Annotated in this window: 16 protein-coding genes; 9 read left to right on the top strand and 7 right to left on the bottom strand. The window is 63.8% G+C overall.

Going from position 1 to position 13,685, the window contains the following annotated elements; all coding sequences use genetic code 11:
* Positions 1-1,236 carry a CaiB/BaiF CoA transferase family protein gene (locus H537_RS0115460; protein ID WP_028998631.1) on the top strand — a complete coding sequence of 412 codons (1,236 nt, stop codon included), beginning with the start codon at positions 1-3 and terminating at the stop codon, positions 1,234-1,236.
* Positions 1,229-2,035: an enoyl-CoA hydratase/isomerase family protein gene (locus tag H537_RS0115465; protein WP_028998632.1), complete on the top strand. Its 807-nt coding sequence runs from the start codon at positions 1,229-1,231 to the stop codon at positions 2,033-2,035. Before H537_RS0115460 ends, H537_RS0115465 begins: the two co-directional genes overlap by 8 nt.
* A 129-nt stretch (positions 2,036-2,164) precedes the next feature.
* Here H537_RS0115465 and H537_RS0115470 read toward each other — a convergent pair whose 3' ends face one another.
* The gene (locus H537_RS0115470; protein ID WP_028998633.1) at positions 2,165-2,362 is read right to left on the bottom strand and encodes a hypothetical protein; all 198 of its coding nucleotides are present in this window, start codon (positions 2,360-2,362) and stop codon (positions 2,165-2,167) included.
* Positions 2,363-2,894: 532 nt separating this feature from the next.
* Here H537_RS0115470 and H537_RS52910 point away from each other — a divergent pair.
* Positions 2,895-3,122, top strand: a complete 228-nt coding sequence (locus tag H537_RS52910; protein WP_156901742.1) for a hypothetical protein — start codon at positions 2,895-2,897, stop codon at positions 3,120-3,122.
* 358 nt (positions 3,123-3,480) lie between these two features.
* Here H537_RS52910 and H537_RS0115475 read toward each other — a convergent pair whose 3' ends face one another.
* Entirely contained in the window at positions 3,481-4,302 is an 822-nt protein-coding gene (locus tag H537_RS0115475; RefSeq protein ID WP_169517011.1) for an endonuclease/exonuclease/phosphatase family protein, read from the bottom strand.
* A gap of 245 nt (positions 4,303-4,547) precedes the next feature.
* On the opposite strand from H537_RS0115475, the gene H537_RS0115480 reads away from it, so the two are divergent.
* Positions 4,548-4,859: a cupin domain-containing protein gene (locus H537_RS0115480; RefSeq protein WP_028998635.1), complete on the top strand. Its 312-nt coding sequence runs from the start codon at positions 4,548-4,550 to the stop codon at positions 4,857-4,859.
* Between the two features lie 40 nt (positions 4,860-4,899).
* Here the strand turns inward: H537_RS0115480 and H537_RS0115485 are convergent, their stop codons facing one another.
* The 3 genes from H537_RS0115485 to trfA form a co-directional block, all read right to left on the bottom strand.
* On the bottom strand, positions 4,900-5,172 hold the full coding sequence (locus tag H537_RS0115485) for a hypothetical protein (RefSeq protein WP_028998636.1): 273 nt from the start codon (positions 5,170-5,172) through the stop codon (positions 4,900-4,902).
* Positions 5,173-6,567: 1,395 nt separating this feature from the next.
* On the bottom strand, positions 6,568-6,783 hold the full coding sequence (locus tag H537_RS55650) for a hypothetical protein (protein WP_028998637.1): 216 nt from the start codon (positions 6,781-6,783) through the stop codon (positions 6,568-6,570).
* 531 nt (positions 6,784-7,314) lie between these two features.
* A complete protein-coding gene (gene trfA / locus H537_RS51130; protein WP_211235016.1) occupies positions 7,315-8,253 on the bottom strand; it encodes a plasmid replication initiator TrfA in 939 nt (312 codons plus the stop codon).
* A gap of 1,813 nt (positions 8,254-10,066) precedes the next feature.
* Here trfA and H537_RS0115505 point away from each other — a divergent pair.
* Positions 10,067-10,318, top strand: coding sequence for an immunoglobulin domain-containing protein (locus tag H537_RS0115505; protein ID WP_028998638.1), 252 nt, complete (start codon positions 10,067-10,069; stop codon positions 10,316-10,318).
* A 228-nt stretch (positions 10,319-10,546) separates the two neighbouring features.
* Here the strand turns inward: H537_RS0115505 and H537_RS0115510 are convergent, their stop codons facing one another.
* Positions 10,547-10,993, bottom strand: a complete 447-nt coding sequence (locus tag H537_RS0115510; RefSeq protein WP_028998639.1) for a hypothetical protein — start codon at positions 10,991-10,993, stop codon at positions 10,547-10,549.
* Positions 10,994-11,081: 88 nt separating this feature from the next.
* Here H537_RS0115510 and H537_RS0115515 point away from each other — a divergent pair, with 88 nt between their 5' ends.
* From H537_RS0115515 to H537_RS52915, 4 genes are all read left to right on the top strand, one after another.
* A complete protein-coding gene (locus H537_RS0115515; protein ID WP_043458919.1) occupies positions 11,082-11,750 on the top strand; it encodes a hypothetical protein in 669 nt (222 codons plus the stop codon).
* A 168-nt stretch (positions 11,751-11,918) separates the two neighbouring features.
* Positions 11,919-12,212 carry an AAA family ATPase gene (locus H537_RS0115520; protein WP_028998641.1) on the top strand — a complete coding sequence of 98 codons (294 nt, stop codon included), beginning with the start codon at positions 11,919-11,921 and terminating at the stop codon, positions 12,210-12,212.
* Between the two features lie 12 nt (positions 12,213-12,224).
* Positions 12,225-12,704, top strand: coding sequence for a hypothetical protein (locus tag H537_RS0115525; protein ID WP_028998642.1), 480 nt, complete (start codon positions 12,225-12,227; stop codon positions 12,702-12,704).
* 560 nt (positions 12,705-13,264) lie between these two features.
* Positions 13,265-13,609, top strand: a complete 345-nt coding sequence (locus H537_RS52915) for a hypothetical protein (protein ID WP_156901745.1) — start codon at positions 13,265-13,267, stop codon at positions 13,607-13,609.
* On the opposite strand, the gene H537_RS52920 is transcribed toward H537_RS52915, so the two are convergent.
* A partial coding sequence (locus H537_RS52920) for an NAD(P)(+) transhydrogenase (Re/Si-specific) subunit beta (protein ID WP_156901746.1) occupies positions 13,593-13,685 on the bottom strand: 93 nt, incomplete at its 5' end. The two genes, H537_RS52915 and H537_RS52920, sit on opposite strands and share 17 nt — an antisense overlap.

Here is a 13,685-nt window from a genome sequence, read left to right on the forward strand (position 1 = left end):
ATGAGCAGTACCCAACGCAACCCGAACGGCGCCCCGCGCCCCTTGCCCCTGGCCGGCGTGCGCGTGCTCGACGTCAGCCAGGTCATGGCCGGTCCCTACGCCTGCATGCTGCTGGGCGACCTGGGCGCGGACGTGGTCAAGATCGAGCCGCCCGGCACCGGCGACCAGACCCGCGGCGCCATGGGCTTCAAGCTCAAGGGCAACGACTCGCTGGGATTCATCAACCTCAACCGCAACAAGCGCAGCATCGCCATCAACCTCAAGTCCGAGGCGGGCAAGGAAGTGATGCGGCGCCTGGTGGCAGAGGCCGACGTGCTGGTGGAGAACTACCGGCCCGGCGTGCTGAAGAAACTGGGTTTCGGCTATGACGCCTGCCGCGAGATCAACCCGCGGCTGGTCTACGCCAGCATCTCCGGCTTCGGCCAGAGCGGGCCGTGGTCCGACCGCCCGGGCTTCGACCTGATGGCGCAGGCCATGTCCGGCGTGATGAGCGTCACCGGCCATCCCGACTCGCCGCCGGTGAAGGCCGGCGTGCCGGTGGCTGACATCGGCTGCGGGATGCTGGCGGTGTACGGCATCCTGGGCGCGTACATTGGGGCGCAGAAGAGCGGCGAGGGACAGTACGTGGACGCGTCGCTGTTCGACACCGCGCTGGCCTTCTCGGTCTGGGACGTCTGCGACTACTGGGGCACCGGCCGCGTGCCGGAGCCGGTGGGCACGGCCAACAAGATGAGCGCGCCCTACCAGGCCGTGGCTTGCGCGGACGGCCACTTCGTGATGGGCGCCAACAACCAGAAGCTGTGGCTGCGGCTGTGCCAGGTGATCCAGCGCCCGGACCTGGCGAGCGACGACCGCTTCGCGGACATCGCGGGTCGGCTGCGCAACCGCCCGGCGCTGATCGAGGATCTGGAGAAGACCTTCAGGACCCGGTCCAAGGACTACTGGGTGGAGACACTGCTGGAGGTGGGCATTCCGGCCGGGCCGATCCTCAACTACGCCGAGGCTTTCGACAGCGACCATGCAAAGGCGCGCGGGATGCGGATGGAGATCGACCATCCGGTCGAAGGCCGGGTGCCCAACATCGGCTTCCCCGTGAAGCTATCGGGCACGCCGCCGCAGGTGCGCCGGCACCCGCCGCTGCTGGGCGAGCACACCGACGAGGTGCTGACCGAGCTGGGCATCTCCGGCGCCGAGCGCGCCGCGCTGGCGCAGCAGGGAGCCTTCAGCCATGAGTGACGCCGGCACGCGGGCCGCGGCGGCCGACGAGGGGCGCGTGCGCCTGTCGCTGCGCGAGGGCGTCGCCGAGGTGGTGTTCGAGCGCCCGGCCGCGCGCAACGCCATGACCTGGGCGATGTACGAGGCGCTGGAGGGCATCTGCCAGCGCCTGGCGGCGGACCCCGAGGTGCGCGTGGTGCTGTTCCGCGGCGCGGGCGGGCAGGCCTTCGTGGCCGGCACCGACATCGCGCAGTTCCGCGACTTCGGCAGCGGCGCGGATGGGGTGGCCTATGAGCGGCGCATCGACGCGCTGATCGACCAGGTGGCCTCGCTGCCCATGCCGACGCTGGCGCTGGTGGAGGGCTTTGCCGTGGGCGGCGGGCTGGCAATCGCCACGGCCTGCGACTTCCGCCTCGCCACGCCCGATGCGCGCTTCGGCGTGCCTATCGCGCGCACGCTGGGCAACTGCCTGTCCATCGCCAACGTCGCGCGGCTGCACGACGCCTTCGGCACGCAGCGCGTCAAGCGCATGCTGCTGCTGGCGGAGCTGCTGGGCGCCGACGAGGCGCAGGGCTGCGGCTACCTGCACGGCGTGCATGCCCGAGAGGCGATCGAGCAGGAGGCGCGCACGCTGTGCGCGGCGCTGGCGGCGCTGGCGCCGGTGACGCAGTCGGTGTCCAAGGAGGCGCTGCGCCGGCTGGCGCTGGTGGCCTTGCCGCAGGCGGAGGATCTGATCCGGCGCTGCTACGGCAGCGACGATTTCCGCGAAGGCGTGGCGGCGTTCACGCAGCGACGACCGCCGGCGTGGAAGGGGCGTTGACCGCCTCCCCTCCAATCTGAGAACCGGGCAGGAGGCGGCCGAGCTGCTTCATGCCTGGACTTCTGCCGCCCGGCTTGAAGAGCGGGGCTTTTCAATGGCGCTGGTGCGGCGCAAGGCTGCGTCGCCGGATCACCAGAAGCGGCCGCCGCGCTGCAGTGCCACTGGCTGGCCGCCCGTGTAGCGCTCGCGCAGCGCCCAGACCTCACGCCGAACCTGCGCAAGCGACATCTCACCGCGCGCGGCACGGCGTTCGAGGTCGGCAAAAGCCATCTCGTAGTCGGGATGGGCTCCGTGACGGCAATCCTGGGTGTTGCTGGCGTTGTCCATCGGTGTTGGCGGTAGCTGGTCTGGTGGGGCGTGGTGCTTCTTGCAGGACAAGAAGCGCGCCGCGGAGGGTCATTTGAAAGGCCGCGGTAGGGTCTTTAGGCAAACCGCGTTCCATGCTTCGGCGCCTGCATCACAGGGGCTTGGGCCCTCCGGTGCCTTCAAGGCTTCCTGGTCACGTAGCATCTCCCAGCTCGCGGTGCTTGCGCGTGTGGAAAATGCGCACGGGTTTTTCCGGACCGGACAGGCGCTTCATATGGAAGCGCCTTTGCGCACCTTTGCACCAAGCGCTGATGCAGGTGCCGTTCGTGGCGTGCGGTGGCAGATGCGGTCTCAACGGAACTCCCCAATGCGATCAGGGCAACAAGGCGTCACAGCCGACACGCAAAAGGAGCCTGGCCTGCAGTGCCGACCGGGCAGCTCGTACCACACAAACCAGCCCAGGCTACGCCGGCCTTCGTGCCGCCGCAGCCCTTCGAGGAAGGGGTCCAATCCGGCACGGCGATCCGGTCACATTGGCCGACTGGAGGCAACGATGGCGACCAATCGATGTGATCCCCGTCACGAGGGCTACAAGGCCGGCGGCTACTTTGGCGGCAGCTGCCCGTACCCCTGCGGCTCGGAAGAGGCCCTGGCCTGGCAACACGGCTGGGAAGAAGGCGCGAAGCGGCACAGGAGCACCGGAAGGATGGAGCGACAGCCGCCGGCGCCATGGCAGCGGCTCCTCAAGCGGCTGCGCAAGCTGGTGCCCTCGCGCCATTGAGCACGCAAACCGCACGGCTTGAAGCCGGCCGATGCGGCATCGGGGTGGCCAGCGCCCCGAAGTTACCCCCGTTTGCTGTGGACAACTCTGTGGCGTACCCGCCCGCCATGAGCCCAAGCCGTTGATCCACATGGAAATTCAGGCGTTGCACAAAAATTAGGCATTCGAGGCCGTCCCGGCCTCGATGGCCATGGCGCCGAAACCAGGCTGCTGGATGAAAAGCCCTGCGCGCCATGGACACAGGGGCATGTTTCCTGCGGCAGCCGTGCCGCCGTCTGGAAAGGCGATACCCACGGGATCCCACCGGGTCAGGACGAGGCTCCGAGCGGCGGATGCCGCAGCTCCGTGGCAATGGCTGTTACGTCAAGTTCGATGCGTGCTCAACCGCTGCGGCACGCGGCTCGGCGCGGCGTGCCGTCGTGTGCTCCTGCGGCGCTGCCTGTGCCCAGGCCAGCTCCACCAGGATGCCGCCCTCGTCGCTGGCCCGCAGGCCGTTGAAGTTCGCGGGCCAGGCTTCCAGCCGGGACTCCAGCCCGTCGATCACCGAGAAGCACACCTGGACCGCGCCTACGTGTGCGCCGTCAGGTCCCAGGACGCTGCGCAGGTCGTCGGTGGTCAGGCATTTCATCCCCGCATCGGCCAGGCCCTGCAGCATGCCCTGTCTGGGATCCACGGCGGCGTAGCGCGCCAGCGGATCGAGGTGAGCATTGAAGTCGCCGGCCACGCACAGCGCGTGGTCCGGGTACTCGCGGGACAGCCGCAGCCATTCCGCGCGCTGGCGGTTCACGGCGTCCTGGTGGCGTTGCCAGGACAAGGCCTGGCGCTGGGCCACGCCGCCATGCGCGTGCGTGATGACGGTGCCGTAGATGAGCAGCGGGCGGCCCAGCGCAGGCGCTTCCAGCCGCGCAGCGACGGTCAGGACCGGATCCTCCGTGGGGATAGGATTCAACGGAAACCTGGACCACAGCACGACACGGTGCTCGCCTTTCTGGCGGAAGTCCGCGTGGGGCGTGGAGCTGCGCACGTGGCCGCCCGCGGGCACGTTGGCGTCATGGGCCTCGGTGAGGATCCAGAGGTCGGCCTTGCGTTGCCGCAGAACTTCCAGTTGCCTGGGAATGCGGGTGCGATGAAACGCGCCCGAGCGTCCCAGGTTCCAGGTGCCGATCCGCAATGCGTCCAAAGTTGCCTTTCCCTTCCATCGCTGCGCTTCCACCACCTTGTCGCCCCGGGCAGACAGCCCGCTGCCATGGCAAAGCCTTGTTGCAGTCCACTTGATCTCAAGGTCGGAGCGGAGCAACGCACGGGCCTGCCCGGGGCGAGCCGGATACCGGGGCTGTCTGCATGCGTACGCACCGAGACGTCAGGCTTCACCGGGCGCGGCATGATCGGCGGCCTGCCACTCAGGCACGAAAGGAACCTTTGCACATGAAGATCATTCGCGCCCGGGAGTTCCAGGCCGACAGAGCCTGGGGAGCCATGGACATCGCCAGGATGGACGGCATCACGACACGCCTGCACTGGACGGACCAGCCCTACCGCTGGCACGTCAACGATGGGCAGGAAGTGTTCGCGGTGCTCGACGGTGTGGTCGAGATGCGCTACCGCGTGGCGGGCGTTGAGAAGTCAACGCTCCTGGAGACGGGCGACATCTTCTTTGCCGACGAAGGCTGCGAGCACGTGGCGCATCCCCGCGGGCCTGCGCGAGTACTGGTGGTCGAGAAGGAAGGGTCCGTCTGAGCCGGGCGCCCTCCCTTGGTGCGCTCGTCTGCCGCCCGCGCTATGCCGCCTGCGCGGCCTCTTCGAGCAAGGCACCCAGGGCCTGATGCAGCCGCGCAAGGGTCTGGACGTCCAGCGTCGTCCTGTAGCGGGTATGGTATGCCAGCGGCTGGCAGGCGTTGTCAAGCCAGCTCGCCACCCGGACGTTGAAATGCCCCGGCTGCGCCTCGATGGGCGTGATGGCGAACTGCTCGCAGTAGCTGCCCGAGGCCACGAGGCGACAACGCAGGGCCGGCTCGGCCGGTGGCGTTTGCAGGACGGTGGAAGAAGCCATTCTCTTTCTCTTTAGCCGCGTTCGACGGATGTCGGGGGCGGCAATCTGGATCAGATCCCCCCAGGCCGTTTGCCTGCAGCGGCGGGCCAGCCCCGGGCCCAGAAACGAAAAAGCCTTCCGGTTTCTGCGGAAGGCCAACGGTGCTGGTGTCCGCTTGGTTGCCTCGCGTGGAGGCTACATTTGCTCTACACGATGCGGCGTCGCCGGCGCGGTGGAGCAGGAGCCACTCGATGCGCAGCAGCCCCTAAGCCATTAGTCAGAATCGACCCTTCATGGACATCAGGCCTCATCCCATGCCGTGCAGGTGGGCACCTGCGCGCGGGCCGGGCAGGGGCCTCTGCGTGGGCTGGCCGAGGCGTGCCGTAATCGCGCAGTAACAGTCCGATCCCGCCCTTGCGGCCACATCCTTGCCGGACTGGACGGCGTGGCTGCGGGTCTTCTCAATCGACATCGAGTCCAACCTGACGCAGTCGGCTGGCGTAGACCGGGCCGATCCCCGTGACGATGCCGGAGCGAAGATACCGCTCGATGCCGGCCAGGGTAGTCAGCGGAGCCGATCTTGACGAAGACGGCACGGAACTGCCGGCCATGCTCGCGGTCGGTGACCCAATGGCCGGAGGCCGACACGTATGCGCCGGGCGTGACCGTTGAGCGTGACGAGGTCGCCCTCGCCCTTGACCTTCAGGCCCAGAACGCAGAAGCCGTTGCCGGCGAAGGTGACACGTTCGACCAAGCCGGCGAGGTGTTCCTGCGGTACCGGGGAGGGGGCGGATGGGTTGCGCACGGCTTGATCGGGACGGCAGGGCGGTGCTACCAAGCGCATGCGCGTGCCTGGCGAGCAGCGCCATTGTGCCCGTGGCAGGTCCGACCCTTGGTCACTGGTGACGCCATGAGGCACTGGCCGCCGTGATGGTAGGCGGTTCCGTCGGCCCCATCAGATATAGCGATGACCTTGCGCCTTCCTTTGGACGTCCCTAGATAACTAGCAAGCTGCTATAACTTATGCTAAGTGGACTGGGAATTCCCGGTCGGCGTTATAGCCTCGGTAAGTTTCACCGAGGCTTTTCCCTTTCTAGGATGGGAAGACTTTAAATCCCCACTTTTCGAAACCTTCGCCTACCCTGTACTTTGGTGTGGTCGCTAGTCGCTAGTCGCTAGTCGCTGGTCGCTGGCCGCTGGCCGCTGCAGAAGAACTTGCGTTTGAGGACATCGACCGCCTGATTGGGCTGTCCCGGGCGCAGCACGTGTAGCCCGACGGGCCGTGCGGCGAGGTAAGCCAGTTGCAGGCCTGCAGAGTTGACCCTTGTCGGCGAAGACGACGTCAAAAGGCAATGCTTTGTGCTACCGGCTGGCGCCATCGCAAATACGGTGGAACTCCAGCTCAAGCTCCTCTTCTTAATTCTTGCCTTGTCGTTCCACAACCACATGGGTGAAGACCCTGTCCTGCTGCTTCTCCAGCATAAATTCCTGCAGCGTCTCTAGGCAGAAGCCCAAGGCCAATTGGTAGGGATCGGGCGGAACGCCAGACAGGCTGCGCAGTTTCAGCTTGTCGATCACACGTGTGATCAGGATGAAATTGCTGGCCTCGATGACCTCACCCAACTCGGCCATGAAGCGCTGTTTGTGCTGCCTGTCCTAGAATTTGAAGTTGCCTTTTTTCTTGCGAATTTTATGTTCATGCAGCACTACGGTGTCATGATCGAAATGGTTGAACTTGAACTTGTGTAGTGCAGGTACTACCCGCTCGCTGTAGTGCCGCTTGTAGAAGACACACAGTGCCAGCACGAATACAGGGATTAGTTCGAACCCAACGTCACCATCCCATGGTCGCCGCTTTCATCCACGTACACCACGAAATTGCTGAAGCGTCCAGCGGGCTTGGTTGCAGCCCTGGTTTCATAAAACACGACGTCTTCGGTGTCGAAAAGGGAAAACTGTTAAGGAAGTTGTTGGTCAATGGCTATGAATTAATGACGCGACTGAAGATATTTAATTCAACATAGCGTCGACGTCAACTTCTTATTAAACCTGCAATAGAGCAGGCGACTCTGCGTAAAAAACGCTTCAGTCGTGGCTGAGCGGCTTGTTTTGTCGCGCCTTAAATTGCCCGATTAATAAAGGGTAGCCGGTGCTGCACTGCCATCAGGCGGCTACGGGCTCATCGGAAAGGAGTGGCAGGGAATTCTGTGGAGCACGCACAACACTGACTTGGTCAGTGACCTTATCTAGCGTCCAGCTTATCAAGAAACCGACCTCCACAAGGCGCTTCAAGGCTAAGCGCAGCGTGGGTCTGAATTGCGAAAGTTCCCGAATGCGGGAGCCGCACAGGTCTCGAATAGTTTCAACTCGAAGCGGATATGGGTCTCGATGTGTCACGTAATATGCGTGGAGCTTCTTTGCCAATGGTGCCAAGCGCATTCTTTGTTCCCACTCCACGCGGGTGTATTGTGTTGTCCCGAACAGGCGAATGATTTTAGGATCCATTTCAACGGACCAGCGGGTCTTATCCCATGCAAACGAACGCAGGAGTGATCCTGAGTAGCCGCGCTCCATACCTTCGGCGGAAACCATGACAGCGGTAGCCTGCAGACGTGTCAGCACGGTACGCAGCCGTTTGTAGCCGGCGCTGCCTGTATCCCAGCGCAATGCCTTGAGCATGCTGTGCGCGGAAAACTCTACCCGCTCGCCCAGTGGTTGAAGCCGTGCAAGGTGAGTAACCTGCAGAAATACGTCCTCATCATCGTCATTACGTAGCTCCTCGCCCGTGTAATGGATGGTAATTCCCTTGATGCTGTAGATTTCCTTTTGCTTTAGATTTTCACGCGGAATCTTGTGAGTACCAGCACAGAAAAGGGCTGAACGTGCCAGTGCATTGGGCAGGCCGCGTACTCTTTCTGGCCATAACGGCAGTTGCTTGCTCTCGCTACTGTCTGGCTCAGGCACAGCGGCAAGCGTTGCGGCTCTGGATTTGGACCGCACACGTTGCAGACGCTCTGTCAACCGAGCCACAGCAGGAGTAGCCGGTTTGGCACTCTTGAGTTCGTCAGGCGGCAGGTCGAGGAGGTCGATCTTCTTTTTCACGACCGGGATGGTCCGTGATGCCCCACTCCGTGTAAAGGCAGCACTTCGTGTTCTGACTCAGGGCTGAAACCATGTTCGTGTTTTGACTCATGGGGGACATGAGGTGCATGTAGAGGGCAGCCCACGCAAAGTTTCGTGTTTTGACTCAGGGTTGATCGTTGTTGCGGCGAATGCACATCGGGGTGAAAAGCCGCTCTCTGAACTGACTGCGTGTGGTCTTGGCACGCTGCGCTGGTTGAACCCACAGCTGGGAGCTGTCTGCCAAGCGACCTTCAAGCTGGCAGGGCGGGGATGCAGGCGCAGATCAGATCCCCCATCCAAGCCTTTATTGACTGACGATGCAGTGCCGTCGGTCCCATCAACCGTGTTTGCCCGTTTGGGGTACGCCCCGCATCGCTGCGTGCAGCGACGTTCGTGTTCTGACTCATGCCTATCTGTTGAACGCGCTATACGCCCGTTGCCTTATGGCTTGCCTCAGTTTGGCTGGATCAAGAACGACCATCCGTGAGTCGCTGCGATGGCAGGCTTGTTCTTCTGGTGGCCCGAGCCGTGTCCCTACCAGTACCTCGTCGCGAAGCGCGGATGCACTGACGTGCGCAGCGGCGATTCAAGAAGGCATTCAAAAAGCATTAAAGAAGGTATTCAGGGTTGTGGACAACATGCTTAAGTTCTTGACTCCTAAGGACTTTTTAGATGGGTCGACTGAGTCAGAACACGAATGGACCTGAGTCAGAAACCGAACCATCGTGAGTCGGAACCCGAACGACCCTGAGCCGGGACCCGAAGATCGTGAGTCAGAACACGAAGCTGTGGTTAACTGACTTAAGTGCTTGATTCTGCGACGTTTTCTGATCGCATCTTCCCTTTGACAGTTGTCAGTGCCTGCCGTGAGTCAGGACACGAAGCCTGAGTAAGAACACGACTCGTCGTAGAGCGACTTACCCTGAGTCAAAACACGAGGCAGTGCGTTACCCGCCCGCCCTGAGTCAGCACACGAACGCCTGCGTCCAAACAGTTGGTAGAGCACTGGCCGGGTGCAGTCGCGCCTCGGCGGTGCAGACAGCGCAGGTTCTCCCTCCCACTTCGGCTGCGCCCACGGTCTGGTCAAACGGCGAATTGGCTTGGTCTTCTGCTGAAGCCGGCCGAAGCCATACAGGCGCCTCCTGTGGTCAGCGGCGGTCGGCGTTGCACGGAATGGATGCCGGCGTTGTGGGTCGTATGTCGGCGGCTGGGGCCCTGACGCCTTTGCCTTCGGAGTGGGGGCCTTCGTTTGCGGCAAAGGCGGCGGGCCGGCCGAGGACCCGCCGGTTATGGGCAGTCTCAACGCCGCGGCTGGTTCAGTGGTTTGTCAATGCTGGGTTGGCACTCGAGCGCTACGTCACTAGCCAGGGTGCGGTGCCCTGCAGATGGGTGGTGAAACAGTGATGCATCTATTATTCGCTGCTTGCAACACAACATACCGGTGACAACGTTCCTACTTAACTCCGCCTTCCTTGGCTCTAGTCCCTTTGAAGCCGGCCGAGGTCCAGCCGTCTCTCTCCTGCGCGCGCCACGCATTAGGGGAAGAGTCAGGGAAAGACAGCTCTCAGCTTGCTCCCTGTGAGCGGCTTTCCCGTGGGAGGGGTGTAAGGGAGGAGTAGGGGGTGGGAGGGGGAGAGGAACTAGTTGGGGTGAGGGGGATGGGTTCAGGTATGTTGTGCATGTTTGGGTTTGCTGCTTTTTCTGCGCGACGGCTTCCGCTGGCTACTAGGCCTACCCCACCACAGGTTCATGACTTGCCGCGCGGACCGGCTTCACGCCAGGAAACAGCCTCATGAACGCACCCAAGCAGCCGCCGCACTCGCCCGCCACGAACCTCGACGAGCTCGTGCGCACCGAGTCCATGATCACCCGGTGCGAGGCTCGTATCACCGCACAGCTGGAGCTGCTGGCCAGCCTGTTGCCCTGGGAACCCAAGTCACTGACGGTACGCCAGGAGGTCGATGTCGAGGAAGACGTGCTGCAGTCGCTGCAAAGCCAGCGGCAGCGGCTGCTGTCAGCTGCCAACGAGCCGCCGGCGCCCTGAACCCGGGTTCGGTCCGTTGAGTGCTTCGCACTTGCGCCAGCACACTACGCTGATGCTGGAGCGGGGGCCGGTGGTCCTGGCTCCTGTTGCGCCGTGCGGCCACGGCTGGGCATGAGGACCGCAGCCGATCCCAACGCGGCAAGAACTGACCGGACATGGCGGCGATTGCCTTGTTCGGCACCCCGTCGAGTGCCGCCCTGGCACACACCGCTTCGCCAGTCCATGGTTTCAGCCGGCCATGCGCAACAGCGGCAACGGCGGCGGCGCCGACCCCGTGGGCCGGCCACCGGCATCCAGCTCAACGCGGCCGATCAGCCCGCACGGGTGGTCGGTGCGCCACATCAAGATCCGCAGCACCACTGGCGCCAGCGCCGCTTCGCCTCCGGCCTGCAGCACCCTTTTGAACCCGACCTCCACGAAGCTCAGTGCGCACGCCCCTTGGACCGCCTCAAGGGCACGCGCGACGAACTGGACTGGCCGGGTAACGTCTTCTTCGCCCCAGGTCAGGTCCAGCACCGCGCGCTCAATGGCTCGATCCAGCTCCTCGCTGCGGTAGGCGATCCATCTCAACTGGAAACCGGACAGGCGCACGCCAGGCGCTCGATACCGCGCCGAGAATCGGTCATAGAAGGCACGTAACTGCTGCGGGGGCTGAGGATCAAAGGCGTCAGGCATGCCACAAGCGTGCCATGCATCCGCAGGCATCATTGCCCCGTAGTCGAACGACCGGCGACTCGCATACACCCCCTCACGGCAACAGGCCATGGACCAGGACAAGGCAAGAGACTTTTGGAAAACGGTGGTGGACACCGGGGACACGCTGTGCGCGTTGCTCGATGCTTCGCCCAGCGACCAGGGTCTACATGAAGGCATCCAGCGCATTGGCTGGATTGTGCAGACGCTGCGCGACGCCGCCGCCGACATCCATCCCCTGCTGACCATCGAGGTGGACCAGGTGCCCGCCGCCGACAACGCCGTGCTGCGCATCGCCGTGAGCTGCAACCATGATCCCGACGGCATCGATGCGGTGCAGGCGCTCGTGGCTACGGCACCAGCGATGCCGCCGCGCATCCAGGTTTGCGCCTTCACGCCGCCGACGCCCAAGGAAATGGCACGCGAGCTCGCCTCGCTGGAGATCCTCGGCCAGGAGATCCCGGTCCAGCAGGTGCGCTTCCTGGCGGCGCCCAACGCCACGGTGCCCGGCACGTTTGACGTGGCCTGCTTCCTGCCGAACGCGGCCGTGACCGAAATGGACCCGCAAAGTCTCCCCGGCGCTCTGATCGCCGACATCATGCTGAGCATGGGCATCGGCGAGCTGCGCGTGATGACACGTGTGCGCAGCATCGGCATCGCGGTGACGGACCAGCCACCGCCCGAGTCGCTCAACGCCTGGGACCTTGTCGAGGTGATCGACAGCGCACCAGCGCACTGAGCCTTTGGCGGGTCAGTGCATTTCACTCGGCCATGTACGGCGAATACGGCAAGGTACAGCAGCTCACCGCCAAGGTCGGTCTAGCGGCACAGCTATCAAGCGCACGAGCGCTGTCCGACGGAAAGCAAAGAAGCAGTGGTTCCCTTGGAAAACAATGAAAGCTACGGCATGAACAAGGCGCTGGCACCGCGGCTGGTCGTGGTGGGTGGCCCCAACGGGGCTGGAAAAACGACTTTCGCCAAGCTCTATGCGCGCAGCGAGGGGCTACCGTATTTGGGAGCCGACGACATCGCCTTTCAGCTTTCGCCCGAGGACCCGGCTCGTGTACGCGTGACCGCGGGCCGCGAGTTCAGCCGCCGGCTGAGCGCTGCGCTACAGCTCAACGAGTCGGTGGTCATCGAATCCACGCTGACCGGCGCGAGCCTTGCCCGCAGCTTGGCCAAGGCGCGAGAGCGGGGCTAAGAGATCACACTCGTGTTCGTGTTCCTCGACAGCGCCGAGCTGTGCCTGCGCCGCATCACCGAGCGTGTGGCACAGGGCGGCCACGATGTCCCGGGAGAGGACGTGCGCTGCCGCTTCCTGCGCGCCGCACCGGTGTTCTGGCAGCAGTACCGCCCGTTGGCCCACCAAAGCATGGTGGTGTTCAATGGGGAGAATCGTTCCTGGTGGTCGCCGAGTCGCTGGACGACCAATGGGTGGTGTACGACGAACAGATATGGGCCGCTGTCCAACCTCTTCTTTCCGCAGCAGGGCATGACCAATCTGAAGAAGGCTGAACGCTGGTCCACCAGCATCGTGCGCATCGGCAACCAGGCCGTGCGCGAGGCACAGGCTCGCAACCGTGAGCTGGGCATCCCCAACTGGTATTCGCTCAACGGCCGATTGGTCAGCGACGCCGGCACGGCGCCGGGCTTGTCCACGGCGGTCCAACCAAAGCAGCAAAAGGAAGCCTGACCGACTGACTTGTGCCGGACAGCCGCCGCAGGGATGGTCGCTGCGACTCAAGTCGGGCAGCAACGACAAGCGGCTCCAGCCCTGATGGCCGCGCGCTCGTGCTTGGCAACAGAAAAAAGGCCCCGGTCTGCGGACTCGGGGCCTGAAGCTGTTTTCTCACTACTGAGAGGCTCACGGCAACCGTGGTTGCCGCAACTGCATTCTGCTGCGTGATCAAGGCAGGGAGCCCAGGAGCGAAGCGCCGCGCCGGCCGGCTTCGTGACATGCTGCCCACGATCCCGGTTGGAAGTTCAAACGCTCAGCGTCGGCCATTTCCGGGCCGCTGAACGGACACCAGAAGATCGCGCCCGCAGAAGCCACTGTGACAGGCCTTGTGGTGCGCGCCCCCTTGCAGCAGTTGTCGGGAGCACCGGCCTGATGGAGCCCCCAACCGGGCTGACGTGCGCGGTCTCGGTGATGCTGCAGTAGTTGTTGTGGTCCGTGGTGCCTCCCGTGCCAGCCAGGGAAGCCCTAGGGAATGACCTGGGGATTAGCAGGCTTATAATTTGCTGCGCCGCAGCATGGACCTACACGAGGAACTGATCCGGTTGCGCGCCATGCGTGGGCTACTGGAGACGCGACTGCTGGTACTGGAACGGGCGATTGGGGACCAGCGCCAGCACGGGGTTGCTGCACCCGATTTACTCAAGCGCGTGGAGGCTCTGCTTGCCAGGCTCGAACAGGTAAACGCCAAGCTGGCCAAGATGCACCAGCGACAGCCGCCAGGATCAGGCCAGTGCCGCGTCCGTGATGGCGACGACCGACGCGCGACTGATGCCATGGTCCCATTCCACCTGCGGCACCGCAGTACCAGTGTCGAGACGCCGGCGCTGCTGCAATCGGCTGCTGTTACTCCACGGCCTTGACCATGTCCTCCACGACCTTCTTGGCGTCGCCGAAGACCATCATGGTCTTGTCCATGTAGAACAGCTCGTTGTCCAG

The sequence above is a fragment of the Azohydromonas australica DSM 1124 genome, from assembly GCF_000430725.1.
GTDB lineage: Bacteria > Pseudomonadota > Gammaproteobacteria > Burkholderiales > Burkholderiaceae_C > Azohydromonas > Azohydromonas australica.

What these genes read in the sequence shown, in the direction of transcription:
- H537_RS0115505 (WP_028998638.1), top strand. Translation starts at nt 10,067, where the DNA reads ATGAACGCACCCAAGCAGCCGCCGCACTCGCCCGCCACGAACCTCGAC.
- H537_RS0115460 (WP_028998631.1), top strand. Translation starts at nt 1, where the DNA reads ATGAGCAGTACCCAACGCAACCCGAACGGCGCCCCGCGCCCCTTGCCC.
- H537_RS55650 (WP_028998637.1), bottom strand. Translation starts at nt 6,783, where the DNA reads ATGGCCGAGTTGGGTGAGGTCATCGAGGCCAGCAATTTCATCCTGATC.
- H537_RS0115470 (WP_028998633.1), bottom strand. Translation starts at nt 2,362, where the DNA reads ATGGACAACGCCAGCAACACCCAGGATTGCCGTCACGGAGCCCATCCC.
- H537_RS0115520 (WP_028998641.1), top strand. Translation starts at nt 11,919, where the DNA reads ATGAACAAGGCGCTGGCACCGCGGCTGGTCGTGGTGGGTGGCCCCAAC.
- H537_RS0115510 (WP_028998639.1), bottom strand. Translation starts at nt 10,993, where the DNA reads ATGCCTGACGCCTTTGATCCTCAGCCCCCGCAGCAGTTACGTGCCTTC.
- H537_RS52910 (WP_156901742.1), top strand. Translation starts at nt 2,895, where the DNA reads ATGGCGACCAATCGATGTGATCCCCGTCACGAGGGCTACAAGGCCGGC.
- H537_RS52915 (WP_156901745.1), top strand. Translation starts at nt 13,265, where the DNA reads ATGGACCTACACGAGGAACTGATCCGGTTGCGCGCCATGCGTGGGCTA.
- H537_RS0115515 (WP_043458919.1), top strand. Translation starts at nt 11,082, where the DNA reads ATGGACCAGGACAAGGCAAGAGACTTTTGGAAAACGGTGGTGGACACC.
- H537_RS0115480 (WP_028998635.1), top strand. Translation starts at nt 4,548, where the DNA reads ATGAAGATCATTCGCGCCCGGGAGTTCCAGGCCGACAGAGCCTGGGGA.
- H537_RS0115465 (WP_028998632.1), top strand. Translation starts at nt 1,229, where the DNA reads ATGAGTGACGCCGGCACGCGGGCCGCGGCGGCCGACGAGGGGCGCGTG.
- H537_RS0115485 (WP_028998636.1), bottom strand. Translation starts at nt 5,172, where the DNA reads ATGGCTTCTTCCACCGTCCTGCAAACGCCACCGGCCGAGCCGGCCCTG.